Raw genomic sequence first — 24,814 nt, 5'->3', positions numbered from 1 at the left:
GGTTAAACGCGTGCACAAGCAAGCACAGCACGCTAAACAAAAACACAGCACGACGCTCACAGCGGCGGCGGCGGCAACGGCGCGCGCGGCGCAACCGACGGCACCTGCTGACCCGGCGCCGGATGCATCGTGCGCACCAGCGACAGACGGCGCGTAAGCTGGTCGATCGCGTCGTTCTCCATGTCCGCGAACAGGATGTCGGCTTCAGCAGCCTTGGCCTGCGAGTACTGGTCGCTATAGGTCATTGCGCGGTTCAGCGCGATCACGCTTGGCGGAATCAGCACCGTGCCGTCCTTGGCGACCAGCGAGTAGGTCATGGACAGCGCCATTGCATATTCTTCGACGACACCAAGCGAGTTCAGCGTGAGCGTATTGACGCTGCGGCCCTCGCTGATCTGCAGCGTCGCGTCGGCATTCGCGACGGAACTGACCACCACCGTGTCGCTGCCGCCCTGCACGAGGCGAGTCAACCGCGCGTCGGCCGCGGCCGATCCGCCGGAGATAAAGAGTCGTTTGAATGCGTAGTCCTGCTGGCCGCGCAGCTGGAAGCCGCAGGCGGACAACATCAGTACGCTGCACGCCAGCGTCAACAACGATCTGCGAGTCACATTGGCTCCTGGTTCGCAGTAAATTCTGCAGCAAGAGACAAGCGCCGCCATGTGCAGCGGCGTTTGTCTGCTGTCATGTTTCGGTGGGCTGTCAAACGACCACGTTCACGAGGCGGCCCGGCACCACGACGATCTTCTTCGGAGCCCTGCCTTCGCTGAACTTCTCGACCGCCTCATGAGCGGCGGCGAGCTTTTCGATCGCGTCACGAGAAGCATCTTTCGCCACCGTGAGCGCGCCGCGCACCTTGCCGTTCACCTGCAGCACGAGTTCGATCTCGGCTTGCTCCAGCGCCTGTTCGTCGACCTTCGGCCATGCCGCGTCGAGCAGCGAGCCGAATTCGTCGGCGTAACCGAGTTCCTGCCACAACTGGAACGTCTGATGCGGCACGACCGGATACAGCACGCGCAACATCACGCTGTACGTCTCCCGCAGCACCGCCGGTTGTGCGCCCTTCGCGCTGTCGAGCGCGTTGAGCATCTTCATCGCCGCCGACACCACCGTGTTGTACTGCAAACGCTGGTAGTCGAAGTCGGCCTGCTTCAGCACGCTGTAGATTTCGCGGCGCAGCACCTTGTCGACTTCGCCGAGTTGCGCGGCGTCGAACTTGCCGCCTGCGCGCAATGCAGCCTCGTTCGCGTGGCCGAAGCTCCAGACGCGGCGCAGGAAGCGGCTCGCGCCTTCCACGCCCGAACCCGACCATTCGAGCTGCTGCTCGGGCGGTGCGGCGAACATCACGAACAGACGCGCGGTGTCCGCGCCGTGTTGATCGATCAGCAATTGCGGATCGACGCCGTTGTTCTTCGACTTCGACATCTTCTCGACGCCACCGAGTACCACCGGCTGGCCGTCCGCATTCAGCACGGCACCGACCGGGCGGCCTTTGTCGTCGAACGAGACGGTAACGTCAGCCGGGTTGTACCAGGTCTTCTTGCCCGCTTCACTTTCGCGGTAATAGGTTTCGTTGAGCACCATACCCTGCGTGAGCAGGTTCTTGGCCGGCTCGCCGAAGTCGATCAGGCCCATATCGCGCATCACCTTCGCCCAGAAGCGCGAGTACAAGAGGTGCAGAATCGCGTGCTCGATGCCGCCGATGTACTGGTCCATCGGTGCCCAGTAATCGGTGCGCTTGTCGACCATGGTCTTCGCGCCCGGTGACGCATAGCGGTAGAAGTACCATGACGAATCGACGAAGGTGTCCATCGTGTCGGTTTCGCGTTTGGCCGCGCCGCCGCAGGTCGGGCAGGCGCAGTTCACGAACGCTTCAGACTTCGCGAGCGGATTGCCTGTGCCGTCCGGCACGAGGTCTTCCGGCAGCACCACCGGCAGATCTTTTTCCGGCACGGGCACGTCGCCGCACTTCGGGCAATGGATGATCGGAATCGGCGTGCCCCAGTAACGCTGGCGCGACACACCCCAGTCACGCAGGCGCCACGTGATCTGTTTCTCGCCGAGGCCGAGTTCCTTCAGGTCAGCAGCGATCTGGTCGACCGCCTGCTCGTAGGTGAGACCGTCGTACTTGCCGCTATTGATCAGCGTGCCGGTCTTGTCGCCGTACCATTCTTGCCAGCCATCGGTCGAGTAGTCCTTGCCTTCAATGGCGACCACCTGCTTGATCGGCAGACCGTATTTCTTCACGAATGCGAAGTCGCGCTCGTCGTGCGCGGGCACGCCCATCACCGCGCCTTCGCCGTAGCTCATCAGCACGTAATTGCCGATCCACACTTCGACCTGCTCCTGCGTCAGCGGATGCGTGACGGTGAAGCCCGTGGCCATGCCCTTCTTTTCCATCGTCGCGACGTCGGCTTCAGCCACACCGCCGCGCTTGCATTCTTCGATGAAAGCTTGCAGTTCCGGCTTGTCTTTGGCGAGACGCGTGGCGAGCGGATGCTCGGCGGCGACTGCGCAGAAAGTCACGCCCATGATCGTGTCGGCACGCGTGGTGAACACGCGCAACAACTTCTGCTCGCCGTCGATTTCATACGGGAAACCGAAGTTCACGCCGAAGCTCTTACCGATCCAGTTCTGCTGCATGATCTTGACGCGCTCGGGCCAGCCGAGGCCTTCGAGGTCGTTCAGCAGTTCATCCGCGTACTGCGTGATGCGCATGTAGTACATCGGGATTTCGCGCTTTTCGATCAGCGCGCCCGAGCGCCAGCCGCGGCCGTCGATCACCTGCTCGTTGGCGAGCACGGTCTGATCGACCGGATCCCAGTTGACGGTGCCGGTTTTCTTGTACGCGATGCCCTTTTCGAGCATCTTCAGGAACAGCCACTGGTTCCACTTGTAGTAATCGGGGCTGCAAGTCGCGACTTCGCGCGACCAGTCGATCGCGAGGCCCATGGACTGCATCTGCTTCTTCATGTAAGCGATGTTGTCGTAGGTCCACTTAGCGGGCGGCACGTTGTTGGCCATTGCCGCGTTTTCCGCCGGCATGCCGAACGCGTCCCAACCCATCGGCATCAGCACGTTGTAGCCGTTCATCCGCAGATAGCGGTACATCACGTCGTTGATCGTGTAGTTGCGCACGTGCCCCATGTGCAGCTTGCCCGACGGGTACGGCAGCATCGAGACGCAGTAGAACTTGGGTTTGTCGGTGGTTTCCGACGTCTTGTACGCGTCGATAGCGCGCCATTGCCCTTGCGCTGCGGCTTCGACGTCGGAGGGAACGTATTTTTCGTGCATGGTGTGATGGAATCGCTGGGTTCGGTGCTTTCGCACCGGCCGCTTTGGTGCTCTGCTGGATGAAATGGCGTCGTTTCCCCTTCTGCGGGGGAAAGGGCTGATTATACCGTTCACGGACGGGTGCGCCGCGTGGCGTGCTGCGCGGGGACGGGGGCGACGGATTGCGCGGGGTAGGCGCTGCCGCTCGCCGCTGGCCAGGACTGGCGTGACTGGCCCGACCGTCGCTACTGGCTCGCGCCCGGCGGCGGTGGATCGGTGACAAAGCCGATCCGCTCGAGCCCGGCCTGCTGCGCCGCACCCATCACCTGCGCGATCACCTCGTAGCGTGTGGAGCGCTCGGCGCGCAACTGGATCTCAGGCTGGTCGGCCTGTTTGCCCGCCTCCACGAATTGCGCGCGCATCTGCTGCAGCGTGATGACGTTACCGTTCCAGTACAGCTTACCGGCGGCATCGATTGAAAGAGAAATGGTTTGCGGCGTTTGCCGCGCCGGCGCTGCCGCGACTTTGGGCAGATCGAGCCGGATCGCGTGTGTGAATAAAGGCGCGGTAATGATAAAAATCACCAGCAGCACGAGCATCACGTCGATCAACGGCGTCATGTTGATCTCGGCCATCGGCGCGGCCGTCTGCTTTTTCTCGAGTCCGCCGAATGCCATGTCGCCTCCTTCTCTCTTCTCGCCGCAGCGCCCGCTTAGTGGGTCCGTGCCTGGACTTGCTGAGGCTGGAGCCGTGGCTGGTCCGCCGGTGCGCACACATAGGCGTGCAGATCGTGCGCGAAACCGTCGAGTTCTTCGGTCAACTGGCGCACCAGACGCCCGAGCACGTTATAGGCGAGCACGGCCGGAATCGCGACCACAAGGCCGAAAGCCGTCATGATCAGCGCCTCGCCGACCGGACCCGCCACGTTTTCGATCTGCGCCTGACCGCTCGCCGCAATGCTGCCGAGCGCGTGATAGATGCCCCAAACGGTGCCGAGCAGGCCGACAAACGGCGCCGTGCTGCCCACCGAGGCCAGCAGCACCTGGCCGAACTCGAGCCGCCGCTGCGACGCGTTGAGCGCCTGACGTAGCGCTCTCAGCACCCGTTCGCCGCGCTCGACGCGCGCGAGCAGCGCCCCGGGAATGTCCACTTCGGCTGCGTGCAGCGCGGCTTCGGCGAGCGGCGTGAAGACGCGCTCGCGGTCCACGCGCCTCAATGCCGCGACGCCGTCCGATAACGTCGGCGCCTGCCAGAACTGCGCAATCGCCGGCGCGGCCTGACGTTTGGCGCGTGTGAGAATCCAGCTTTTGACGATCAGAAAGCACCAGCTCGCAATCGACATAGCCAGCAACACGTACGCGACGCCATGCGTGATCGCGTCGCTGGTTTCCAGGTAATGGATGATGCCGCTGCTGCCTGCCATCTGACCTCGCCGTGGGAAAGTGATTACAGGGGGCTACAAAGAGCAAAGCGGGGCCGCAACCGATCCCGTGACACGCTCAGCGCAGGCCGAGCACGTCCTGCATATCGAAGAAGCCATTCTTGTGGCCTTCGAGGAAACGTACCGCACGAAGCGCGCCTTGCGCATACGACAGGCGGCTCGCCGATTTGTGCGTGATTTCGATACGCTCGCCGATGCCGGCGAACAGCACCGTGTGGTCGCCGACGATGTCGCCGCCGCGAATCGCCGAAAAGCCGATCGTGGACGGATCGCGTTCGCCGGTCACGCCTTCGCGGCTGTAGACGGCGCACTCGTCGAGATTGCGGCCGAGCGCATTGGCGATCACTTCGCCCATGGTCAGCGCGGTGCCGGACGGCGCGTCGACCTTGTGACGGTGATGCGCCTCGATGATTTCAATGTCGTAGCCGGTCGCGAAATGCTTCGCGGCGTATTCGAGCAGCTTCAGCGTGACATTGACGCCCACGCTCATGTTCGACGAAAACATGATCGCGATCTTGTCCGCGGCTGCGCGCAGCTGCGCTTTCTGCTCGTTGTCGAAACCGGTCGTGCCGATCACCATTTTGACGTTGTGGCGCTGCGCGGCTTCCACATGCATCAGCGTGCCTTCGGGGCGCGTGAAGTCGATCAGGTAGTCGGATTCGGCGAACACGCGCTCGACGTCGTCCGTCAGCAGTACACCCGTCTGTTTGCCGAGAAACGCGCCGGCGTCCTGACCGAGTTGCGGGGAGTCCGCACGGTCGAGCGCGCCGGACAGCGTGGCGCCTGAATCGTTGAGAACGGTTTCGATGAGCATCCGGCCCATACGGCCCGATGCGCCAGCAATGGCAATTTTCATGGCTACGAGGGTTCGAAAGGCAAAACCCGGCAAATGCGGGCAAAAGCGGCGGCGGGCAGCACACCCGGGCGCCGCGCATACAAAAACAGCAACACAACCTGTACAGGTACGGCAGAAAAGCTAACGGGCGCTGCACACGGCGCGTTGCCCGTGTGCAGCGCCCGTCTTAAGACAGGGACAGCGCGATTAGTCGCCCGTTCCCGAAGCCGGCGAAGCGGTCAGCGGTGCGTTCAACGTCGGGCCGCCGCTGCTGCTTTGCGGGCCAGTCGGGCCCACCGGATTGTCCTGCGTGCCCGGAACTTGCGGCGGCGGAGGACGCGTGAACTGGAACTGCGGCTGCCCAGCGGAGGTTGGGCCCTGCGACGGAATACCGCCGCCATTCGCGGTCGGCGCCGTAGAGCGTACCGACGACTGCGCCTTCCCCGACGGCGATTGCACCGCGTTGGTCAGCCGGTTGGCGGCCTGCGCGGCTTCGGCGTTGGCGTCCGTTGACGGCACGGCCGCTGCAGCGGCGCCATCGACGGACGGCGAGCGCGTGGTATCCACGGCTGCCGGCGCCGCAGCCACCGGCACGCTGGCGCCAGTTGCAGCGCTTGCCACGTTCGGCACGGCGGCTTTCTTCTTGCCGAGCTTGTCACCGTCGATTTCCGCCAGCAACTCGAGGTTGGACGGCAGATCTTCGCCACCCGACCAGCTGGCGACGCGGTCACCCGCAAACAGGACCACGAAGTCGCGCTGTTGCACGACGTTAGTCGAGCCGCGCTTGAAATAGAACACGTAATCCCAGCGGTCCGCATGGAACATGTCGGTCAGCAAAGGCGTGCCAAGCAACTGCTTCACCTGCGCACGCGACATGCCGGCCTGCATCTGCGCCGCCGCTTCTTTCGAGACGAAATTCCCTTGCACCACCGTAATACGGTACGGCGTAATACTTTGGGCAACGCGCTGCGTCAGGCTGTCGTAAGTGGAACACCCGGCAAGAACCGCGACAGTCGCAACAGCGATCAAGGTACCCCGCATGCGGCTCCCCCGGTAGATCAATTGAGATTTTGAAATCATTTCACTCACCGTGCGGGCCCGTTGACGAGCCGCGCGAGTTTCATTCCATCGAAGATGACCAGAACGGCAAAAACACATTACTATGAGAGCCCAGCATTGTACTCTAGGGATCCCTTGTCATGACCAATCCAACCGATCTCAAGAATATCGGGCTCAAGGCGACCCTTCCGCGCCTCAAAATCCTTGAGATTTTCCAGCATAGCCCAGTGCGTCACCTGACTGCAGAAGACGTCTACCGCAACCTGTTGCACGAAGAACTCGATATCGGCCTGGCAACCGTGTATCGCGTGCTGACGCAGTTCGAGCAGGCCGGTCTGCTCTCGCGCAGTAATTTCGAATCGGGCAAAGCGGTGTTCGAATTGAACGAAGGGTCGCATCACGACCACCTCGTTTGCCTCGACTGCGGACTCGTCGAAGAGTTTTTCGACTCCGAAATCGAGAGTCGTCAGCAATCCATCGCGAAGGACCGCGGCTTCAAGCTTCAGGAACACGCGTTAGCGCTGTACGGCGCGTGTACCAAGGAAAATTGCCCGCATCGCAAGCACTAAGGCTGAATCAGGGCGATGCCGACCGCGTCGGGGTGCGCGGTTCGGTGAGCAATAAAAAAACCCGGCCGATGAAAATCGGCCGGGTTTTTTTATGGGTGCGGCGCGGCGACCGCTCGGGACACCAGCACCTCTTCGCACGCGCGGCAATGCCGGCACATGGCAACGCCGGGCTATTCCGCCAACTCGACGCTCGCCTCAAACAGCAGCCGCCAAGGCTCGGCCAACGGCAATTCGTCGCAATTGGGCTGCTCGCCGCCGCGATCCACCACCACAAAATCGCTCACCCGATCGAGCGCGAGCAGCGGATGGTGCCAAACACCTTTCCCGTAATTCACGCCCTGCCAGCCGTCGCTCCAGAACGCCCGCATACGCGCAGGATCGAACTCGCCCGCCGGCGCGACGACCACCAGATAGCGGCACGCCGTTAAGGGAATGAAAGCCTGGCTGCCCAGCGGATGCCGTTCCATCATCGTGATTCCGATCGGCAGCGCGCGCGGTTGCGCCCGAAACAGGCTGATCAGCGGCCGGCCGCCGCTTTCCGTCACGTCGACGTTTGCGAGGTCGTGATAGCGCTCGGTCGTGCCGCCATTGATCGGAAAATGGCGCGCCCCGTCCAGTTCGATGACGTCGCCGAACGGCGCGAAGACCGCGCGCGTCAGGCGTTCCACATGCAAGGTCTTCATCGACGCGGCTCCGTTATGCGATCTCGCCCCACAAGCGCAGGCGCGATACGCCGCCGTCCGGGAAGATATTGAAACGCACATGCGTCACCGGCCCGAGCGACGCGATGTCGTCCGCAAACGTGTGCACGTGGTCCATCTGCAGCTTCTGTTCGCCGAGCAACACCGGCCAGAACATGGCCTGCGTGACGAGCGAATCGTCCGTGCCGCCCGTCACCGAGGCCGCCTGCAGCGAACATCCATCAGGGTAATTTCCCTTGAAGTGCGCCGTATCCACTTCGATCTTGCGAATCACACCCGGCCGCGCGAGCGCGACGATCGCCCAGTCGTTGCCCGGCTCGCGACGGCGTCGCGTTTCCCAGCCGTCGCCCATATTGACGCCGCGGCCCGGCATCAACATCTGCGAGGCCGGCCCGAAATGCTGGTTGTTCGCGGCGACGAGGTACGCGCCGTTTTCGATCGCGGCGAGATCCAGCAGCGTGCCGCGCTCGACGCGCTCCCAGTCGCGCTTCGGCTGGCCGTACACGCGCAGGCGCGCGAGACCGCCGTCCGGGAACAGATTCACGCGCAGATGGGTAAAGGCGCGGGCGTCGTTCACTTCGACGTAGTGGTGGTGGTTGCCCTGCAGCGTGGTGGCCGGCACGAGCGTTTGCCAGTCGGCGTTGTCCGGCGGAACGTCGCCGTCCACGTAACACGCGTCGATTGAAGCAGCCGGCGGAAAGTTGCCGGTGAAGTGGCTCGTGTCCAGATCGACGCCGTGCACGACGCCCGGCCGCGCGAGCCGGATCACGCAGTAGTCATGGCCGGTGGTCCGCTTACGGCGCGTTTCCCAGCCGTCCATCCATTTGCCATGGTCGTCGTACTTGCCCGGAATGAACACAGCCGGCTGCGGCTCGAGCATGCGTTCTTTCGGCGCGAAGAATTCGTCGCTCGCGTGGAGCGCCTGCGCGCCCAGACGCGGGTCGGCGAGGTTCATGTAGCGACGGGTAAAAGCGGGGGCGTTGGGGTCGAGGATCGGATTAGCCATAGTCTCAGTCAGGCGACGAAAAGTAGGAAGAGCCGGCGGAGTCAATGCATCCGCCGGGGCAGAACGCGCGCTGCATGGGCGCGCTGATGAATGGCGATAGGTCTGGCCACAAGGCAACGTGGTCGCAGCTGGTCAGACCGCCGGAACGTGTTCGCCGGCGGCGGGCTCGGCGCCTGCGTCTTCGCCTGCGGGCACGTAGCGCATCGCTTCCTCACGGTTCAGCACGCGATGGGCGCGCGCCCGGTCGATATCGTTTTCCCACACTGCGACCACCACCGTCGCGACGCAGTTGCCGATCAGGTTGGTCAGCGCGCGGGCAATGCCGACGAACCAATCGACCGGCAAAATCAGCACGAGACCGAGCACCGGAATAGCCGGAATCGCGGACAGCGTCGCGGCCAGAATCACGATCGCCGATCCCGGAATGCCGTGCGCGCCCTTCGACGTCACCAGCGATACCAGCACCACCACGATCAGATCGTGGATCGACAGCGGCGTATTGGTGGCCTGCGCGATGAAAATCACCGCCAGCGTCAGATAGATGGAGAAGCCGTCGAGATTGAAGGAGTAGCCGGTCGGAATCACCAGACCCACGGTCGAATCCTTGACACCCATCCATTCGAGTTTGCGCATGATCTGCGGCAGCACGGCATCGGACGAAGCAGTACCCAGCACGATCGACAGTTCTTCGCGCAGATAACGGATCAACTTGAAGATGCTGAAGCCGGCCAGACGCATCACCACACCCAGCACGACCGCCACGAACACGAAGCAACTCGCGTAGAACACCAGCACCAGCATGCCGAGTTGCTTGAGCGACTCAACGCCATAGGTGCCGGTCGTGAATGCGATCGAGCCGAGCACGCCGAGCGGCGCGAGCTTGATGATGAAACCCATCACGCGGAAAAACACCTGCGAAAGCTCGTCGATCAGGCTGCTCACGCGCTGTGCCTTGTTGCCCAGCAGCGAGAGCGCCGAGCCGAACAGCACCGAAAACACGAGGATTTGCAGAATGTCGCCGGTCGCGAACGCGTTGATCGCCGTGTCGGGGATAATCTTCAGCAGAAAGCCAGCCGTGTCCTTGAGGCTCTTCGCGTGCTCGGTGTAGGTCGAGAGCGAAGCGGGGTCGAGCGAATGCAGGTTGATGTTCATGCCGACGCCAGGCCGCGTTGCGTAGGCCAGCACCGCGCCGATCACGAGCGCAATCGTCGTCATGGCCTCGAAGTAGATCACCGCCTTCAACCCAACGCGACCGACTTTGCGCAGATCGCCGGCATGCGCCATACCGCTCACCACCACACAGAAGACGATCGGGCCGATCACCATCTTGATCAGCTTGAGAAAGCCGTCGCCAAGCGGGCGCAGCGTTTGGGCGAAATGCGGGAAGACGGCACCGATCACAATGCCCGCCACCAGCGCTATGACGACCCGGCCAAACAGTGAATTGAAGAACTTCAACACGGCTTCCTCCTGATTAGGATTCACATCTGTTCAGACTGGTCCGACCAGTGCTGTTATGGCAAATAGTAGGAAGCCGATATACTGACGTCAAGGATTCAAACCACAGTGTTTACCCGTCTTTTTCTTCGCGTTTCGGGGCCGGATTGTGCATGCGTAACAACGCCCGTATGAGCGTTCGGAACGCGTATTACAATGCTGGTCAGACCGCGTACCCGAGTGAGCCACGATGAAAAACGTTCCGCATACCGTCACTGATGCCGCCATCGCGACCATCCGCGAACGGATCGAAGCGGGCGTCTATCCCGTGGGCAGTTTGTTGCCGGCGCAGCGCCAGCTCTCAGAAGAACTGGCGATCAGCCGCGCATCGCTGCGCGAGGCGCTCTCAACACTTGAAGCGCTCGGTCTGCTGATGATCCGGCCTGGCAAGGGCGTGTATGTGGAAAGTGCGCAGGCCACGGCCGCGCAATCGTGGCGCTTCGCGGAGCAGTCGTCGCTGCCGGACACGTATCAGATGCGCTTCGCGCTGGAAGGCTTTATCGCGCGCATGGCGGCGCTGGCTGTCAGCGATTCCGACCTGGCCTGGTTCGAAGACAACATCACAGCCATGCAGACGGCGCTCGCCTGCGACGAACTCGACGAAGCCGCCCGTCTCGACTACGACTTCCACATGCGCATTGTGAGCATTGCGGGCAACGCGGCGATCGAGTCGATCCTGAGCAGTAGCGCGGACATCATGAAAGAGAGCCAGCGGATGCCGTTCTATCGGCGCGAGCTGGTGCTGTCTACGTACACCGAACATCGGGCCATTCTCGACGCGCTTAAGGCGCGTGATTCCGCCGCCGCCGGCAAAGCAATCGAAACCCATATCTCGAACGCCGCGCAGCGCGCCGGCGTCTACTTTCCGACACCGCAGGCGTAAAAAAACCGCTCCGAAGAGCGGTTTTTGCCGTTGCCCTGTGGCCGCGTGCCACCTGCCCAAAGCCGGCAGCAGAAGCACGCGAAACCAGGACAATCTTACTTCGCGTTGGCCAGCGCCACAGCCGTGTCCAGCATGCGGTTCGAAAAGCCCCATTCGTTGTCGTACCAGCTCGACACCTTCACCAGACGGCCCGACACCTTGGTCAGCGTTGCGTCGAACGTCGACGAAGCCGGGTTGTGGTTGAAGTCGATCGAGACCAGCGGCGCCGTGTTGTAGCCGAGGATGCCCTTGAGCGCGCCTTCCGACGCTTCCTTCATGATCGCGTTGACTTCCTCGACCGTCGTGTCGCGCGCGGCGATGAACGACAGGTCGACGATCGACACGTTGATCGTCGGGACGCGAATCGCGTAGCCGTCCAGCTTGCCGTTCAGTTCCGGCAGCACGAGACCGACCGCCGATGCAGCACCGGTCTTGGTCGGGATCTGGCTGTGCGTGGCCGAGCGAGCGCGGCGCAGGTCTTCGTGATACACGTCCGTCAGAACCTGGTCGTTCGTGTATGCGTGGATCGTGGTCATCAGGCCGTTCACGAGGCCGATCTTGTCATTCAGCGGCTTGACGAGCGGTGCCAGGCAGTTGGTCGTGCACGATGCGTTCGAAATCACCGTGTCCGATGCCTTCAGCACATGGTGGTTCACGCCGTAGACGATCGTTGCGTCGACATCCTTACCGCCCGGCGCCGAGATGATCACCTTCTTTGCGCCGCCCTTGATGTGCGCGCTCGCCTTTTCCTTGGTCGTGAAAAAGCCCGTGCATTCCAGCACGACGTCGACGTTCAGCTCGCCCCACGGCAGTTCTGCCGGGTTACGGTTAGCCAGCACGCGGATCTTGTCGCCGTTGACGACCAGGTAGTCACCGTCCACCGACACTTCGCCCGGGAACTTGCCGTGCGCGGTGTCGTATTGCGTCAGGTGAGCGTTGGTCTTGGCATCGCCAAGATCGTTGATGGCGACGATTTCGATATCGTGCTTCTTGCCGTTTTCATAGAAGGCGCGCAGCGTGTTGCGGCCGATCCGGCCGTAGCCGTTGATTGCGACGCGAATCGTCATGGTCTATCTCCTGATGGCTGAAAAAAATCGTCCATGTTGGTCTGATTTGCCGGGATTGCCGCGCGTGGGGTCCGCGCGGCAAACCTCGAACGCAAATCAGCCGAGTGCGGCTTTAGCCGTCTCTACCACGTGCTCGACGGTGAAGCCGAAATGCTTGAATAGCACGCCAGCCGGGGCCGATTCGCCGAACGTGTCGATGCCGACCACGCCGCCTTCCAGACCCACGTACTTGCGCCAGAAATCCGACACGCCCGCTTCGATCGCGACGCGGCGCACGCCTTGCGGCAACACGCGCTCGCGGTACTCGGCGTCCTGCTTGTCGAACACGGTGGTCGACGGCATCGACACGACACGTGCCGCGATGCCTTCGCGAGCCAGCGGCTCAACCGCGTTCAACGCCAGTTCGATTTCCGAACCGGTGGCAATCAGGATGACCTTGCGCGCGACGATCTCGTCATTCCAGTCGCGCAGCACATAACCACCCTTCTCGATATTGGCGATCTGCGCGTCCGTGCGCTCCGAGAACGGCAGGTTCTGACGGCTGAAGATCAGGCATGACGGGCCATGATGCTCGACCGCGTGGGTCCAGGCCACCGCTGTTTCGACCGTATCGGCCGGGCGCCACACTTGCAGATTCGGAATCAGACGCAGGCTCGCGACGTGTTCGACCGACTGGTGGGTCGGGCCGTCTTCGCCCAGACCGATTGAATCGTGCGTGAACACGAAGATCGACGGCGCTTTCATCAGCGCGGCGACGCGCAGCGCGTTGCGGCTGTAGTCCGAGAACGTCAGGAACGTGCCGCCGAAGGCCTTGAAGCCGCCATGCAGCGCGATGCCGTTGATCGCGGCGCTCATGCCGAATTCGCGCACGCCGTAGTTCACGTAGTTGCCAGCAGCCTTGCCTTCAGCGTTGACTCGCACCGGCTTGGCGGCCTTCCAGTTGGTCAGGTTCGAACCGGTCAGATCGGCGGAACCGCCAAGCAGTTCCGGCAGCACGGCCGACAAACCTTCGATAGCCTGTTGCGACGCCTTGCGCGTCGCGATGGTTTCCGCGCGCTCGTTTGCGCCGGCGATGATGGCCTTCGCCTTTTCCTTCCAGTCGGCGGGCAATTGCTTCGCGTCGCGGCGTGTGAATTCAGCCGCTTCCTGCGGATACTTCGCTGCATAAGCCGCAAATGCCTTGTCCCAATCGGACTCGACGCGCGCGCCGGCTTCCTTCGCGTCCCACGCTGCATAGACTTCTTGCGGGATCACGAACGGCTCCCACTTCCAGCCGATTTTTTCGCGCGTTGCCGCGATTTCCTTGTCGCCGAGCGGCGAGCCGTGCGAATCGTGGCTGCCGGCTTTGGTCGGCGCGCCTTCGCCGATCACGGTCTTGCAGCAGATCAGCGTCGGCTTGTCCGATTGTTTGGCTTGCTTGATCGCGGCGTCGACCGCGTCGACGTCATGGCCGACCACGTTCGGGATCACGTTCCAGCCGTACGCTTCGAAGCGCTTCGGCGTGTCGTCGTGGAACCAGTGGACCACTTCGCCGTCGATCGAGATGCCGTTGTCGTCGTAGAACGCAATCAGCTTGTTCAGCTTCAGCACGCCCGCGAGCGAGCAGGCTTCGTGCGAGATGCCTTCCATCAGGCAGCCGTCGCCGACGAACACGTACGTGTGGTGGTCGACGATCTTCGCATCAGACTTGTTGAATTCGGTGGCGAGCAGCGATTCGGCGAGCGCCATGCCGACTGCGTTTGCCAGACCTTGGCCGAGCGGGCCGGTGGTGGTCTCGACGCCCGGCGTGATGCCGTATTCCGGGTGCCCCGGCGTCTTCGAATGCATCTGGCGGAAGTTTTTCAGCTCTTCGATCGGCAGGTCGTAGCCGGTCAGATGCAAGAGCGAGTACAGCAGCATCGAACCGTGGCCGTTCGACAGAACGAAACGATCGCGATCGGCCCACTGCGGGTTCTTCGGATTGTGGCGCAGATGGCGCGACCACAAAGCCACACCGATTTCGGCCATGCCCATCGGCATGCCGGGGTGGCCGGAATTCGCTTTTTGAACAGCGTCCATGGACAACGCGCGGATTGCGTTAGCCATCAGGGAGGTGGGTGCGGGAGACGGGGTCGTCATGTCGAGTCCGGAGACAGAGTCAGAAAGCGGTGCGCGCTTGAGGCCCGGATGCTCGAATGCCAGTCCACTTCGGCGCACGGTGCGGCGCCAGGAGACGCGAAACGGGCAGAGCAAACGGACAAGGCTGAAAGCGTGACATTCTAACAGAACGTTGACCCACGCCCCGCTCGGAAAGCCGCCTGCTAGTGTGGCGAGGCATGCTCGACGGGGCCGCGCGGCGCGTCTGCCCTTTACAATTGGGCAACCTGAACCCACCGCGCTCCTGCCGGAGCCTGCCATCCGTGAGCGCTCCTCTGCTGTTCCAGCCCACCGCCGACGCAGTCTACGGATTTCCGAATGCGCAACGGCTTGCGCGCGTCGATTCGCCCTACCAACGTATCGAGGTATGGGACACGCCGCAGCTCGGCCGGCTGTTTACGCTCGACGGCCGCCCGATGACCTCCACCGGCGACGAATTCATCTACCACGAATGCATGGTGCATCCGGCCGCGCTAGCGCATCCTTCGCCGAAAACAGCGCTGGTGCTGGGCGGTGGCGATGGCGGCGCCGCGCGGCAATTGCTGAAGCACCCGGGCATCGAGCGGATCGTGGTGGCGGAGCTCGATGCCGAAGTCGTGCGCACGACCCACCAGTATCTGCCCGAGGTACACGGCGGCGCTTTCGACGATCCGCGCGTCGAACTGGTGATCGGCGACGCGGCGGATTACGTCGCGAAGGCTGTCCAGGCGGAGATGGACGCCGCAGCCACAGCGCGGTTCGATCTCATCGTCTTCGACCTGACGCCGCCAGACTCCCCCGCTGCGGGCCTATACACGCCGGACTTCTACATGCAGCTCAAACGCATCATGAGCCCGACCGCCGCGCTCTCGCTGCACCTCGGCTCTCCTTATTTTCACCCGGGGCGCATTGCCGGTCTGCTCGACGATCTGCGCGATACATTCAGCATCGTGCGCACGATGAGCACCTTCATCCCGCTCTACGGCTCGCTCTGGATGATGGCGTCCGCCAGCGACACGCTCGATCCCGCTACTCTCACCGTCGAAGCACTCACAGCGCAGCTTGCCGCGCGTCAAATCGACTCATTGAAGCACTACGACCCGGCCCTGCATGGCGGACTGTTCTCGGCATCCCGGTCAGTGCGCGATAAACTAAGTCAATTCTTAAAGCCATCAAGCTAACGCGTGGGCAAAATGCACGGCTCGGTCGGCGCGCGCTATCGGTGTATTGATACGCAACCGCCCACCTGGCCTTGCAGCATGCATCCCGCAACCTATAGATCCGGAGAACCCCATGACCGCCTCCCGCCCAGCCGGTGTGCCCTGGTTGACCCCCTATCTGACCGTGCGCGACGCGCGTGCCGCAACTGCGTTTTTCGAAGCGGCATTCGGCTTCGAAGAACGCGATAGCGTCCAGGACGACGGTGTCGTTATGCATGTCGAGATGACCTATCAAGGCCAGCTGATCGTGATGTTCGCGCCGGAAGGCGCGTTCGGCTCGGCGGCGAAAACACCCAAAAGCGCGGGCGCGATTGCGCCGCAATCGTTCTATGTCTATGTCGACGATGTCGACGCGGTTTACACGCGGGCGCTAGCCGCCGGCGCAAAATCGTTGAGCGAGCCACAGGATCAGTTCTGGGGCGACCGGTTTGCCCAGGTCGAAGATCTGGACGGCTACCGTTGGGCGCTCGCTCGTCACCTTTCCTGAACTAATGAGTATTTTTTTGATGCCTCGCTTCTTCGTCGGTAAGCCTCTCAAGCCCGACGACATCATGCAGTTACCCGATGACGTCACGCGCCACATCCTCGTGCTGCGTTTGCAGCCCGGTGATTCGATCGTGCTTTTTAACGGAGAAGGCGGCGAATACAGCGCCGAACTCGTCGAGGTCGAACGCCGCTCAGCCAAAGTGAGAATTCACGAATTCCGCAATATTGAGGTGGAAGCGCCATATCACCTGACCCTCGCGCAGGGCATTGCCGGCGGCGACAAGATGGACTGGCTCATCGAGAAGGCAGTCGAACTTGGGGCATCGTGTTTTGTGCCGCTGACCACTACGCGCAGCGTCGTGCGTCTTTCCGGCGAACGCGCGCAGCGGCGGCATGTGCATTGGCAGGGCATCGTGCGAGCGTCGTGCGAACAGTGCGGGCGTAATCGCTTGCCGGAAGTGATGCCCGTGCGCGAGATCGCCACGTGGCTCGGCGCACTGCCTCGCACGCCTGACGAAGGCGAAATGCGCATTCTGCTGTCGCCGCGCGCCAGCATCAGCTTTTCGGCGCTGCCCGCGAATCCGCCGTTCGGGCGCGTGACCGTGCTGGTCGGCCCGGAAGGTGGTTTTTCGGCTGCGGAAGAAGCCGCCGCGACCGACCATGGTTTTGCCGCAGTCGGTCTCGGCCCGCGCGTGTTGCGCACGGAAACCGCGGGCATCGCAGTGCTTTCGGCGCTGGCGGCCCGCTGGGGCGCCTGGTAAGCAGGAGGTGCACACCGGCGCCCCAGCTTGGGTCTGATAAGCGAAACGGCAGGCAAGCGCTACGCTGGGTAAAGCCGTTCAGCCTTAGAGCCAAGCCAAGCTAAACCAGACCAGGCTAAATGACGCGGTGGCTTCGAAGCCAAGCCTGAGATTCAAGCGCCCAAAGCAAAGGCCCGCCAATTGGCGGGCCTTTCTCTTTCCTTTGCTGCGGTTAAGCGGCGCCCAGGCACCTCGCCCGCGCAACCCAAACCACCCAGCAACTTTCAGGCAAACGAGTAAAACACCCGGAACGCGACCTTGCGCTCGGCCCAGAACTCGGCCGCCTCGCGGAACACGTCCAGTAGCGTCTCGCGCCCTTCCTTGTCAAACTTTTGCGCGACCGGCAGTTGCTCGAGTACGATCACGAACCCGGGCTGCGCGCCTGCTTTCTGGACCAGATCGGTCAAGCAATCGTAGAGCGCGTCGTAGTTCTTGCCGAAATGCTTCGGAAACAGGAACGACGTAGCAATGGTCTCCAGCACTTCCTGTTTGGACTGAGCGTTCGCGCAGTACGCGTACAGAAAATGCTGGCCGAGTTGATTGGCTTCATCAGCTAGATCCTGCACGCGAAACGCGCGGATCGACTGTACGATGTTCGGTCGTACGGTCTTGAAAAGACTCATGGGCTCCTCGTTCGATGAAAGCACAGTGCTGGCTTCGCTCTGGTTATCCCGGCCCTGGTCGCCGGCGCGCATCCGCATGACGCGCTGGAACAAATTGCCGTCGCCTGCCGCGAAAAGATCCGTCGCGACTCCGGAGTCGTGCGCGTAGACGCTGTCGCTCATGCCGTTCATCCCGATGTCATTCAACAATACGATTAAAACTGGTGTAGTGGTCGTCCGAGTAGTAGCAGTTGTCGATCCGCTGTACCGGACCTCCGCAGACGATGCGACGCGCCCCGCGGTTTCGTGCGCGAGGCGTGGGAACGGTGTATTCGTGGTAATAGCCGCGCCGATGCGGCGGTAGCAACCGTTCGCGATTGCCGAATACGATGCCGTCCTTCTCATACGGGTAAGGCCCGCCCGCGGCAATCAAGTTCAATGTATTGACCGCTTCGCGCGGTAACTGCGCCGCCGCGATAGTGCCCTGTGCTTGCGTATCGGCGGGTGCCGTGTAGTCGCGCGCAAACGCGCCAGACACGGAGCCTGATAAAGCGCAGAGCGTCAAAGCACCGATCAGCACGCCTTTAATGCGCTGCCACTTGCGTGCCATGAATCAAGGTTCCCCGCTGTTAGATCACGAGTTTGACGACCATGAAAGTCGTAAGGGTATCGCTAAAACCCCACAGAATCAACGTGCGCCGGACAGGCAAAAGGTTCCAATCGCGCGGGAAAGAGCCACGGAACGGGCTTTGACGACTTTTGACAGAAATTTTAGCTTGTGCAAGCTAAAATTAACTCATTGAAGCAAATGAAGCAGACCCGAATTCACAGGCAGCTCATCGCGCGGTCCGTTCCTGAAGCGAAAACCTTGCGGTCCTGCAGTCTCTCGGAGGCGGAATGGTCTTATTCAGCCTCTTTTAGGGTGGCTATCCCCTGTTCACCCGCAGGCGTGCCCGTTGCGGGCACGCCTTTTTTTTGCTTGGCGCTTTAGCGACGCCATGCTTCAGTCCCGGATCAAGGATCAGCGGGCCGCGATGACGTCGGCAACCAGCAGCGCCGTCATGTTGACGATACGGCGAACCGTGGCCGAAGCCGTCAGCACGTGCACCGGCTTGGCCGCGCCGAGCAGCATCGGGCCAATCGCGATGTTGTTGCCCGCAGCGGTCTTCAGCAGGTTGTACGAGATGTTGGCCGCGTCGATGTTCGGCAGCACCAGCAGGTTCGCGTCGCCTTCAAGCGTCGAGTCGGGCAGCACTTCGCGGCGCAGATTCGCGTCGAGCGCGAGGTCGCCGTGCATTTCACCGTCCACTTGCAGTTCCGGCGCGCGCTCGCGCAGGATCGCCAGCGTGTCGCGCATTTTCTGTGCGGTCGGCGCATTGCTCGAGCCGAAGTTCGAATGCGACACCAGGGCGACCTTCGGTTCGATACCGAAACGGCGCACTTCCTCGGCTGCCATGATCGTGATCTCGGCCAATTGCTCCGGCGTCGGATCGACGTTCACGTGCGTATCGACCAGGAAAATCTGGCGGTTCGGCAACACCAGCGCGTTCATTGCCGCGTAGACCTTCGCGCCCGCCTTCTTGCCGATCACCTGATCGATGAAGTGCAGGTGGCGATGCGTAGTGGACACCGTGCCGCAGATCATGCCGTCCGCCTCGCCCTTTTCCACCAGCATCGCGCCGATCAGCGTGGTGCGGCGGCGCATTTCGAGCTTCGCCATCTGCTCGGTGATGCCCTTGCGGGACATCATCTTGTGATATTCCTGCCAGAAATCGCGGTAACGCTCGTCATGGTCGGTGTTCACGACTGTGTAGTCCTGACCCGGGACCAGACGCAGGCCGTAACGCGCGATGCGCTGCTCGATCACCGCCGGACGGCCGATCAGGATCGGCTTAGCGAGCTTTTCGTCGACGATGATCTGCATGGCACGCAGCACGCGCTCTTCTTCGCCTTCCGCGAACACGATGCGCTTCTTCTCCGGCTCGACGCCACGCGCCAGCTGGAAAATCGGCTTCATGGTCGTGCCGCTGTGATAAACGAACTGCTGCAGATGCTGTTCGTACGCTTCCATGTCCTCGATCGGACGCTCGGCGACGCCCGAATCCATCGCGGCCTTCGCCACCGCCGGCGCGACCTTGACGATCAGGCGCGGGTCGAACGGCTTCGGAATCAGATATTCCGGACCAAACGACAGATCCTGAATGCCGTAGGCGGTCGCGACGATATCGCTCTGCTCCTGGCGCGCCAGTTCGGCGATCGCATTGACCGCCGCGATTTCCATTTCCCGCGTCACCGTCGTCGCGCCCGCATCCAGCGCGCCGCGGAACAGGAACGGGAACACCAGCACGTTGTTCACCTGGTTCGGGTAGTCCGTGCGGCCCGTGCAGAGCACCGCGTCCGGACGCACTTCGAGTGCCAGTTCCGGCAGGATTTCCGGAGTCGGGTTGGCCAAAGCCAGAATCAGCGGCTTGTCAGCCATCTGCTTGACCATGTCCTGCTTCAGCACGCCGCCGGCCGACAGGCCGAGGAAAATATCCGCGCCGCCGATCGCCTCGGCGAGCGTGCGAGCGTCGGTTTCGCGGGCGAAGCGTTCCTTGTCCGGGTCCATCAGTTCGACGCGGCCCTTGTAGACCACGCCGGCCAGGTCGGTGACGGTGATGTTTTCGAGCGGCAGGCCGATGTCGACCAGCAGATCCAGACAGGCCAGCGCCGCCGCCCCCGCGCCGGACGACACCAGCTTGACCTTCTTGATGTCCTTGCCGACCACTTTCAAACCGTTGGTGATGGCCGCCGCGACGACAATGGCCGTGCCGTGCTGATCGTCGTGGAAGACCGGAATCTTCATGCGCTTGCGGCATTCGCGTTCGACGATGAAACAGTCGGGCGCCTTGATGTCTTCGAGATTGATACCGCCGAAGGTCGGTTCCAGCGCGCAGATCACCTCGACCAGCTTGTGCGGATCGGATTCGTTCAGCTCGATATCGAACACGTCGATGCCCGCGAACTTCTTGAACAGGACGGCCTTGCCTTCCATGACCGGCTTCGAGGCGAGCGGCCCGATGTTGCCGAGACCCAGCACCGCGGTGCCGTTCGTGACGACGCCGACCAGGTTGCTGCGCGCGGTAAAACGGGCGGCGTTCAGCGGGTTTTCGACTATTTCCTCACACGCGAACGCGACGCCCGGCGAGTACGCCAACGCGAGGTCGCGCTGGTTGATCATCTGCTTGGTCGGGGCGATCGCGATCTTCCCGGGGGTCGGGAACTCGTGATAATCGAGGGCGGCTTCGCGGAGTTTGCTATTGGCGGGAGTCGTCATAAGGCGGGCTTCGAAGTGCGGATTAGAATAGATGTTCGACGGCATTGTAGCCCCAATCGCCGGCTCAATTCCTTCAATACGGGTACAACTGCCGCGACTGAAACATAGCGAAAGGCAGATGCGATGCGCCTCGGGTTGACCACGAATTGAATCGGAGCTGAGTGCCAATCGAGTGTTTACCCGCGTGCACGTCCATACAATGCACGCCGTTAGCGGCTTTTCGTTGCACTTACCCGTTCACCCACCGCCACCATGCTCTCAGAGTTTTCGCTGATCGATCGCTTCTTCGCCCGCCGCGCTGCGGCGGCGTCCCGTGCCACCGAAGGCGCGCTCGGCATCGGCGACGACTGCGCCCTGCTTGCGCCGCGTCCAGGCGAAATGCTGGCGATATCGACGGACATGCTGGTAGAAGGCCGCCACTTCTTTCCCGATGTCGATCCCGAGGCACTGGGTCACAAAGCGCTCGCGGTCAACCTGTCGGATCTCGCCGCAATGGGCGCAGAACCGCAGGCGTTCACGCTGGCGTTTTCCTTGCCAAAGGCCGACGAAGCATGGCTCGCCGCCTTCAGCGAGGGCCTCTTCGCGTTAGCCGAGCGCTACGGCTGCGATCTGATCGGCGGCGATACGACCGGCGGTCCTCTGAATCTGTGCATCACCGTGTTTGGCAGCGTGCGGCCGCACGTTGCGCTGCGCCGTGACGCCGCGCAACCGGGTGACGACATCTGGATCTCCGGCACACTCGGCGATGCGCGCGCCGGTCTCGGCATGCAGCGCGGCGAGTGGTCCGCCGATGCCAGCGACGCTGCGACATTCCGCCGCGCCCTCGAGCGCCCGGAGCCGCGCGTCTTCCTCGGTCTCGCGTTGCGGGGCATCGCGCATGCCGCGCTCGATCTATCGGACGGGCTTGCCGGCGACCTGTTACACATCCTGGAACGCTCGAAAGTGCACGCCACGGTCGACGTGGACGCCGTTCCGCGTTCGGCCGCACTGCGCCGCCTCCCGCCCGAGATCCAGCAACGCTGCACGCTAGCCGGCGGCGACGACTACGAACTGTGCTTCACCGCGCCGGTTGCGGCACGCGCCACGGTCGAAGCAGCCGGCCGCGAGACAGCGATACCGGTCACCCGCATCGGTACAATAAGCGCTCTTCAAACGGCGGCCGACCGCCCGGCGATTGTCTGGCGCGATGCCGCCGGCGCGCCCCTCACTCTGACGTTGCAAGGTTTCGACCATTTCCATGCAGACTGATCCCCCGCTGGTCCCCGCCGACGATCTCATCGGCAACCCTCAGCCCAACGCGTCCGGTCCGCGCCCGCCGCGCCCTCAGCCGCGCCGCGCGACAGCGCGTTTCATGCTGTCGCATCCGCTGCACATTCTGTCGCTGGGGTTTGGCAGCGGCTTGTCGCCGATCGCCCCGGGCACCATCGGCACGCTGTTCGCGTGGGCATCGTTCGCCGTCTTAAGCCGCTATCTGACCGTGATCGAATGGGGCGTGCTGATCGTCGCCGGCTTCTTCGGCGGCATTGCGATTTGCGGCTTTACCGCGAAAAAGTTGGGCACCGACGATCCGTCGCCGGTCGTCTGGGACGAAATCATCGCGTTCTGGCTGGTGCTGCTGATGGTCACGCCGGTCACGCTGACCGGGCAACTCTGGGCCTTCATCGTGTTCCGCTTCTTCGACATGGTGAAGCCGCCGCCGATTGGCTATTTCGACCGCCGACTGAAAGGTGGCTTTGGCATCATGTTCGATGACCTGGTCGCCGCGTTTTTCACGCTGCTCGTAATTGCGCTCTGGCGTATGTCGGTTTAACCGTTGGCCGGTGCCCGTCGGCCACTGCCCGCCGGTCCCCCCGCAGCAGTTCCCCGTTTTCCGGATTGACGCCATGCCTACCGATTCCGTGGTTCACCAGCTTGCGATTCGCGTGAGCAACCGCCTGCGCGACGAGCGCCTGATGCTCGTCACCGCCGAATCCTGCACGGGCGGCATGGTGGCGACCGCGATCACCGATATTTCCGGCAGCAGCGGCTGGTTCGAGCGCGGCTTCGTCACGTATTCGAATCAGGCAAAGTCCGAAATGATCGGCGTGCCAGCCGACCTGATCGAAAAGCACGGCGCCGTCAGCGAACACGTGGCGCGCGCGATGGCCGAGGGCGCGCTGCGCAATAGCCGCGCGCAGGTATCCCTGTCGATTACCGGCGTCGCCGGTCCGGGCGGCGGCACTGAAACCAAGCCGGTCGGCATGGTGTCGTTCGGCTGGAGCAATCGGCTGCACACGTCGGTTGAAACCAAGGTCTTCAAGGGCGACCGCGAGAAGATCCGCGTGCAGGCCGCCGCGCACGCGCTGCGCGGCGTGCTGGCCCTGCTCGACGAACGCGAACATTAACTTCCGGTTCAAAACCTGAGGCGCCGCCCACGATGCCTGCTTCCCACGTAGCCAAAGACGAGTTGATCCGCCGCTTCGACTTGAAGCCGCATCCGGAAGGTGGATTTTTCAGCGAGACGTATCGGTCCGCGGAATCGGTACGCCGCGATGACGGTTCAACGCAGACGCGCTCTGCGTCCACCGCGATTTACTACCTGCTCTGTGACGGCGCACATTCGGCATGGCATCGGATCAAGTCCGACGAGGTCTGGCATTTTTATGCTGGCGAGCCATTGAACGTTCACGTGCTCGATGAAGCAGGCTCGCTGACTACGCACAAGCTGGGCGATGCGCTGTCACATTCGGACGCCGTGTTTCAGGCGTTGGTGCCTGCGGGTCTGTGGTTCGCCGCGGAATGCGCGGACCCGGCGACGTTTGCGCTGGTGGGCTGCACGGTCGCGCCGGGTTTCGAATTCAGCGAGTTTGAGCTGGCGGGCGTCGACGCGCTGAAAGCGCAGTATCCGCAGCATGCGGCGTTGATTGTGCGGCTCGGGCCGGTTACATGATCGTCCGCTTGACCAGCCCGAACAACAGCAGGCATCGATTCAAAGCTCGTCCATCACGGACGACCACCCTCGATCACCGGAATGCATTGATCCGGTCGCGCGTTTCCATTGCCGCTTTCGCCGCAGCCTCAGCGAAATCGTCGTCCTTGCCGGCGTAGATAATCGCGCGCGACGAGTTGATCAGCATGCCGGTGCCGTCCGCCGTGCGGCCGGCGTTGACCGTCGCCTGAACATCGCCGCCTTGAGCGCCGATGCCCGGAATCAGCAGCGGCATATCCCCAACGACTCCACGCACCACTTCGATTTCCTTCGGGAAGGTCGCACCGACCACGAGGCCCAGTTGGCCACTCGCGTTCCACTTGTCAGCCGCCAGTTGCGCGACGACTTGATACAGCGGACGGCCGCCCGTCTCCAGAAACTGCAGATCCGAGCCGCCTGCATTCGAGGTCCGGCACAACACGATCACGCCTTTGCCCTTGTGCTCCAGATACGGCTCGATCGAATCGAAACCCATATACGGATTCACCGTCACCGCATCCGCCTGATAGCGCTCGAACGCCTCGCGCGCGTACTGCTCCGCGGTGCTGCCGATGTCGCCGCGCTTCGCATCCAGAATGACCGGCAGGCCCGGGTGAGTCGCATGAATGTGCGCGATCAGCTGCTCGAGCTGGTCTTCCGCGCGATGAGCGGCGAAGTACGCGATCTGCGGCTTGAACGACGACGCATACGGTGCGACCGCGTCGACGATGGTGCGGCAGAAGTCGAAAATCGCCTCGGGACGGCCCGCGAGCGCGCCCGGGAATTTGCTGGGCTCGGGATCGAGGCCGACGCACAGCAGCGAGTTCGTACGCTGCCAGGCGTCGTTGAGTGTCTGGATGAAATTGGACATGGTGAGTCTCGCGGCGAGCCGATAACGGAAGAGGCGCGTATTTTACCCGTCCTGTGCGGCAAGCCGCGGCGAGGTGTCATGCCGGCGCGG

24 protein-coding genes are annotated in these 24,814 nt (G+C 62.7%); 9 read left to right on the top strand and 15 right to left on the bottom strand.

Annotated elements, in window-relative coordinates:
- Positions 1 to 56: 56 nt before the first annotated feature.
- The 6 genes from PQQ52_RS27990 to PQQ52_RS27965 all read right to left on the bottom strand — a co-directional run bounded on the left by PQQ52_RS27990 (position 57) and on the right by PQQ52_RS27965 (position 6,587).
- Positions 57 to 608, bottom strand: a complete 552-nt coding sequence (locus PQQ52_RS27990; protein ID WP_408218641.1) for an LPS-assembly lipoprotein LptE — start codon at positions 606 to 608, stop codon at positions 57 to 59.
- A 91-nt stretch (positions 609 to 699) separates the two neighbouring features.
- A complete protein-coding gene (gene leuS, locus PQQ52_RS27985) occupies positions 700 to 3,291 on the bottom strand; it encodes a leucine--tRNA ligase (protein WP_408218638.1) in 2,592 nt (863 codons plus the stop codon).
- 224 nt (positions 3,292 to 3,515) lie between these two features.
- Entirely contained in the window at positions 3,516 to 3,947 is a 432-nt protein-coding gene (locus PQQ52_RS27980; protein WP_408218635.1) for an ExbD/TolR family protein, read from the bottom strand.
- Positions 3,948 to 3,982: 35 nt separating this feature from the next.
- Complete coding sequence (locus PQQ52_RS27975) at positions 3,983 to 4,693, bottom strand: MotA/TolQ/ExbB proton channel family protein (protein WP_408218633.1); 711 nt, start codon at positions 4,691 to 4,693, stop codon at positions 3,983 to 3,985.
- A gap of 76 nt (positions 4,694 to 4,769) precedes the next feature.
- The gene (gene dapB, locus PQQ52_RS27970; protein ID WP_408218630.1) at positions 4,770 to 5,567 is read right to left on the bottom strand and encodes a 4-hydroxy-tetrahydrodipicolinate reductase; all 798 of its coding nucleotides are present in this window, start codon (positions 5,565 to 5,567) and stop codon (positions 4,770 to 4,772) included.
- 186 nt (positions 5,568 to 5,753) lie between these two features.
- Positions 5,754 to 6,587: an outer membrane protein assembly factor BamE gene (locus tag PQQ52_RS27965; protein WP_408218666.1), complete on the bottom strand. Its 834-nt coding sequence runs from the start codon at positions 6,585 to 6,587 to the stop codon at positions 5,754 to 5,756.
- A gap of 158 nt (positions 6,588 to 6,745) precedes the next feature.
- Here PQQ52_RS27965 and fur point away from each other — a divergent pair, with 158 nt between their 5' ends.
- The gene (gene fur, locus PQQ52_RS27960) at positions 6,746 to 7,174 is read left to right on the top strand and encodes a ferric iron uptake transcriptional regulator (RefSeq protein WP_325043456.1); all 429 of its coding nucleotides are present in this window, start codon (positions 6,746 to 6,748) and stop codon (positions 7,172 to 7,174) included.
- Positions 7,175 to 7,344: 170 nt separating this feature from the next.
- Here the strand turns inward: fur and PQQ52_RS27955 are convergent, their stop codons facing one another.
- The 3 genes from PQQ52_RS27955 to PQQ52_RS27945 all read right to left on the bottom strand — a co-directional run bounded on the left by PQQ52_RS27955 (position 7,345) and on the right by PQQ52_RS27945 (position 10,342).
- A complete protein-coding gene (locus PQQ52_RS27955; RefSeq protein WP_408218628.1) occupies positions 7,345 to 7,857 on the bottom strand; it encodes an ureidoglycolate lyase in 513 nt (170 codons plus the stop codon).
- A 13-nt stretch (positions 7,858 to 7,870) separates the two neighbouring features.
- Positions 7,871 to 8,881 (bottom strand): allantoicase, encoded by a 1,011-nt coding sequence (alc, locus tag PQQ52_RS27950; protein ID WP_408218626.1) that lies wholly within the window; start codon positions 8,879 to 8,881, stop codon positions 7,871 to 7,873.
- Positions 8,882 to 9,013: 132 nt separating this feature from the next.
- Positions 9,014 to 10,342: a C4-dicarboxylate transporter DctA gene (locus tag PQQ52_RS27945; protein WP_408218663.1), complete on the bottom strand. Its 1,329-nt coding sequence runs from the start codon at positions 10,340 to 10,342 to the stop codon at positions 9,014 to 9,016.
- Positions 10,343 to 10,568: 226 nt separating this feature from the next.
- On the opposite strand from PQQ52_RS27945, the gene PQQ52_RS27940 reads away from it, so the two are divergent.
- Positions 10,569 to 11,261 (top strand): FadR/GntR family transcriptional regulator, encoded by a 693-nt coding sequence (locus PQQ52_RS27940; RefSeq protein ID WP_408218623.1) that lies wholly within the window; start codon positions 10,569 to 10,571, stop codon positions 11,259 to 11,261.
- A 95-nt stretch (positions 11,262 to 11,356) separates the two neighbouring features.
- Here PQQ52_RS27940 and gap read toward each other — a convergent pair whose 3' ends face one another.
- A complete protein-coding gene (gap, locus tag PQQ52_RS27935; RefSeq protein WP_408218620.1) occupies positions 11,357 to 12,367 on the bottom strand; it encodes a type I glyceraldehyde-3-phosphate dehydrogenase in 1,011 nt (336 codons plus the stop codon).
- Between the two features lie 96 nt (positions 12,368 to 12,463).
- Positions 12,464 to 14,485, bottom strand: coding sequence for a transketolase (gene tkt, locus PQQ52_RS27930; protein ID WP_408218618.1), 2,022 nt, complete (start codon positions 14,483 to 14,485; stop codon positions 12,464 to 12,466).
- Positions 14,486 to 14,766: 281 nt separating this feature from the next.
- Here tkt and speE point away from each other — a divergent pair, with 281 nt between their 5' ends.
- The 3 genes from speE (at position 14,767) to PQQ52_RS27915 (ending at position 16,949) form a co-directional block, all read left to right on the top strand.
- Positions 14,767 to 15,663: a polyamine aminopropyltransferase gene (speE, locus tag PQQ52_RS27925; protein ID WP_408218616.1), complete on the top strand. Its 897-nt coding sequence runs from the start codon at positions 14,767 to 14,769 to the stop codon at positions 15,661 to 15,663.
- Between the two features lie 112 nt (positions 15,664 to 15,775).
- On the top strand, positions 15,776 to 16,189 hold the full coding sequence (locus PQQ52_RS27920; RefSeq protein WP_172160109.1) for a VOC family protein: 414 nt from the start codon (positions 15,776 to 15,778) through the stop codon (positions 16,187 to 16,189).
- 19 nt (positions 16,190 to 16,208) lie between these two features.
- Positions 16,209 to 16,949, top strand: a complete 741-nt coding sequence (locus tag PQQ52_RS27915) for a 16S rRNA (uracil(1498)-N(3))-methyltransferase (RefSeq protein WP_408218614.1) — start codon at positions 16,209 to 16,211, stop codon at positions 16,947 to 16,949.
- A gap of 263 nt (positions 16,950 to 17,212) precedes the next feature.
- On the opposite strand, the gene PQQ52_RS27910 is transcribed toward PQQ52_RS27915, so the two are convergent.
- From PQQ52_RS27910 to PQQ52_RS27900, 3 genes are all read right to left on the bottom strand, one after another.
- Positions 17,213 to 17,773, bottom strand: coding sequence for a barstar family protein (locus tag PQQ52_RS27910; protein WP_408218611.1), 561 nt, complete (start codon positions 17,771 to 17,773; stop codon positions 17,213 to 17,215).
- A 16-nt stretch (positions 17,774 to 17,789) separates the two neighbouring features.
- Complete coding sequence (locus PQQ52_RS27905) at positions 17,790 to 18,200, bottom strand: ribonuclease (protein ID WP_408218608.1); 411 nt, start codon at positions 18,198 to 18,200, stop codon at positions 17,790 to 17,792.
- Positions 18,201 to 18,611: 411 nt separating this feature from the next.
- Entirely contained in the window at positions 18,612 to 20,951 is a 2,340-nt protein-coding gene (locus PQQ52_RS27900) for an NADP-dependent malic enzyme (protein ID WP_408218605.1), read from the bottom strand.
- A gap of 207 nt (positions 20,952 to 21,158) precedes the next feature.
- On the opposite strand from PQQ52_RS27900, the gene thiL reads away from it, so the two are divergent.
- From thiL to PQQ52_RS27880, 4 genes are all read left to right on the top strand, one after another.
- Positions 21,159 to 22,154, top strand: a complete 996-nt coding sequence (thiL, locus tag PQQ52_RS27895; protein ID WP_408218602.1) for a thiamine-phosphate kinase — start codon at positions 21,159 to 21,161, stop codon at positions 22,152 to 22,154.
- Positions 22,144 to 22,716 carry a phosphatidylglycerophosphatase A family protein gene (locus PQQ52_RS27890; protein ID WP_408218599.1) on the top strand — a complete coding sequence of 191 codons (573 nt, stop codon included), beginning with the start codon at positions 22,144 to 22,146 and terminating at the stop codon, positions 22,714 to 22,716. Before thiL ends, PQQ52_RS27890 begins: the two co-directional genes overlap by 11 nt.
- A gap of 73 nt (positions 22,717 to 22,789) precedes the next feature.
- Positions 22,790 to 23,290, top strand: coding sequence for a CinA family protein (locus tag PQQ52_RS27885; RefSeq protein ID WP_408218596.1), 501 nt, complete (start codon positions 22,790 to 22,792; stop codon positions 23,288 to 23,290).
- Between the two features lie 32 nt (positions 23,291 to 23,322).
- Positions 23,323 to 23,835 (top strand): cupin domain-containing protein, encoded by a 513-nt coding sequence (locus tag PQQ52_RS27880; protein WP_408218593.1) that lies wholly within the window; start codon positions 23,323 to 23,325, stop codon positions 23,833 to 23,835.
- A 73-nt stretch (positions 23,836 to 23,908) separates the two neighbouring features.
- Here the strand turns inward: PQQ52_RS27880 and pyrF are convergent, their stop codons facing one another.
- Positions 23,909 to 24,724, bottom strand: a complete 816-nt coding sequence (gene pyrF / locus PQQ52_RS27875; RefSeq protein WP_408218590.1) for an orotidine-5'-phosphate decarboxylase — start codon at positions 24,722 to 24,724, stop codon at positions 23,909 to 23,911.
- Positions 24,725 to 24,814 lie beyond the last annotated feature (90 nt).

The sequence above is a fragment of the Paraburkholderia sediminicola genome, from assembly GCF_046030555.1.
Lineage (GTDB): Bacteria > Pseudomonadota > Gammaproteobacteria > Burkholderiales > Burkholderiaceae > Paraburkholderia > Paraburkholderia sediminicola_E.
The sequence above is the reverse complement of the archived record's forward strand: the minus strand, read 5'-3'. Positions and strand labels throughout refer to the sequence as shown.

Coding starts and splice junctions, on each gene's coding strand:
- leuS (WP_408218638.1), bottom strand. CDS start 3,291: ATGCACGAAAAATACGTTCCCTCCGACGTCGAAGCCGCAGCGCAAGGG.
- PQQ52_RS27980 (WP_408218635.1), bottom strand. CDS start 3,947: ATGGCATTCGGCGGACTCGAGAAAAAGCAGACGGCCGCGCCGATGGCC.
- PQQ52_RS27975 (WP_408218633.1), bottom strand. CDS start 4,693: ATGGCAGGCAGCAGCGGCATCATCCATTACCTGGAAACCAGCGACGCG.
- dapB (WP_408218630.1), bottom strand. CDS start 5,567: ATGAAAATTGCCATTGCTGGCGCATCGGGCCGTATGGGCCGGATGCTC.
- PQQ52_RS27965 (WP_408218666.1), bottom strand. CDS start 6,587: ATGCGGGGTACCTTGATCGCTGTTGCGACTGTCGCGGTTCTTGCCGGG.
- fur (WP_325043456.1), top strand. CDS start 6,746: ATGACCAATCCAACCGATCTCAAGAATATCGGGCTCAAGGCGACCCTT.
- PQQ52_RS27955 (WP_408218628.1), bottom strand. CDS start 7,857: ATGAAGACCTTGCATGTGGAACGCCTGACGCGCGCGGTCTTCGCGCCG.
- alc (WP_408218626.1), bottom strand. CDS start 8,881: ATGGCTAATCCGATCCTCGACCCCAACGCCCCCGCTTTTACCCGTCGC.
- PQQ52_RS27940 (WP_408218623.1), top strand. CDS start 10,569: ATGAAAAACGTTCCGCATACCGTCACTGATGCCGCCATCGCGACCATC.
- gap (WP_408218620.1), bottom strand. CDS start 12,367: ATGACGATTCGCGTCGCAATCAACGGCTACGGCCGGATCGGCCGCAAC.
- tkt (WP_408218618.1), bottom strand. CDS start 14,485: ATGACGACCCCGTCTCCCGCACCCACCTCCCTGATGGCTAACGCAATC.
- PQQ52_RS27920 (WP_172160109.1), top strand. CDS start 15,776: ATGACCGCCTCCCGCCCAGCCGGTGTGCCCTGGTTGACCCCCTATCTG.
- PQQ52_RS27915 (WP_408218614.1), top strand. CDS start 16,209: ATGCCTCGCTTCTTCGTCGGTAAGCCTCTCAAGCCCGACGACATCATG.
- PQQ52_RS27910 (WP_408218611.1), bottom strand. CDS start 17,773: ATGAGCGACAGCGTCTACGCGCACGACTCCGGAGTCGCGACGGATCTT.
- PQQ52_RS27905 (WP_408218608.1), bottom strand. CDS start 18,200: ATGGCACGCAAGTGGCAGCGCATTAAAGGCGTGCTGATCGGTGCTTTG.
- PQQ52_RS27900 (WP_408218605.1), bottom strand. CDS start 20,951: ATGCCGTCGAACATCTATTCTAATCCGCACTTCGAAGCCCGCCTTATG.
- thiL (WP_408218602.1), top strand. CDS start 21,159: ATGCTCTCAGAGTTTTCGCTGATCGATCGCTTCTTCGCCCGCCGCGCT.
- PQQ52_RS27890 (WP_408218599.1), top strand. CDS start 22,144: ATGCAGACTGATCCCCCGCTGGTCCCCGCCGACGATCTCATCGGCAAC.
- PQQ52_RS27885 (WP_408218596.1), top strand. CDS start 22,790: ATGCCTACCGATTCCGTGGTTCACCAGCTTGCGATTCGCGTGAGCAAC.
- PQQ52_RS27880 (WP_408218593.1), top strand. CDS start 23,323: ATGCCTGCTTCCCACGTAGCCAAAGACGAGTTGATCCGCCGCTTCGAC.
- pyrF (WP_408218590.1), bottom strand. CDS start 24,724: ATGTCCAATTTCATCCAGACACTCAACGACGCCTGGCAGCGTACGAAC.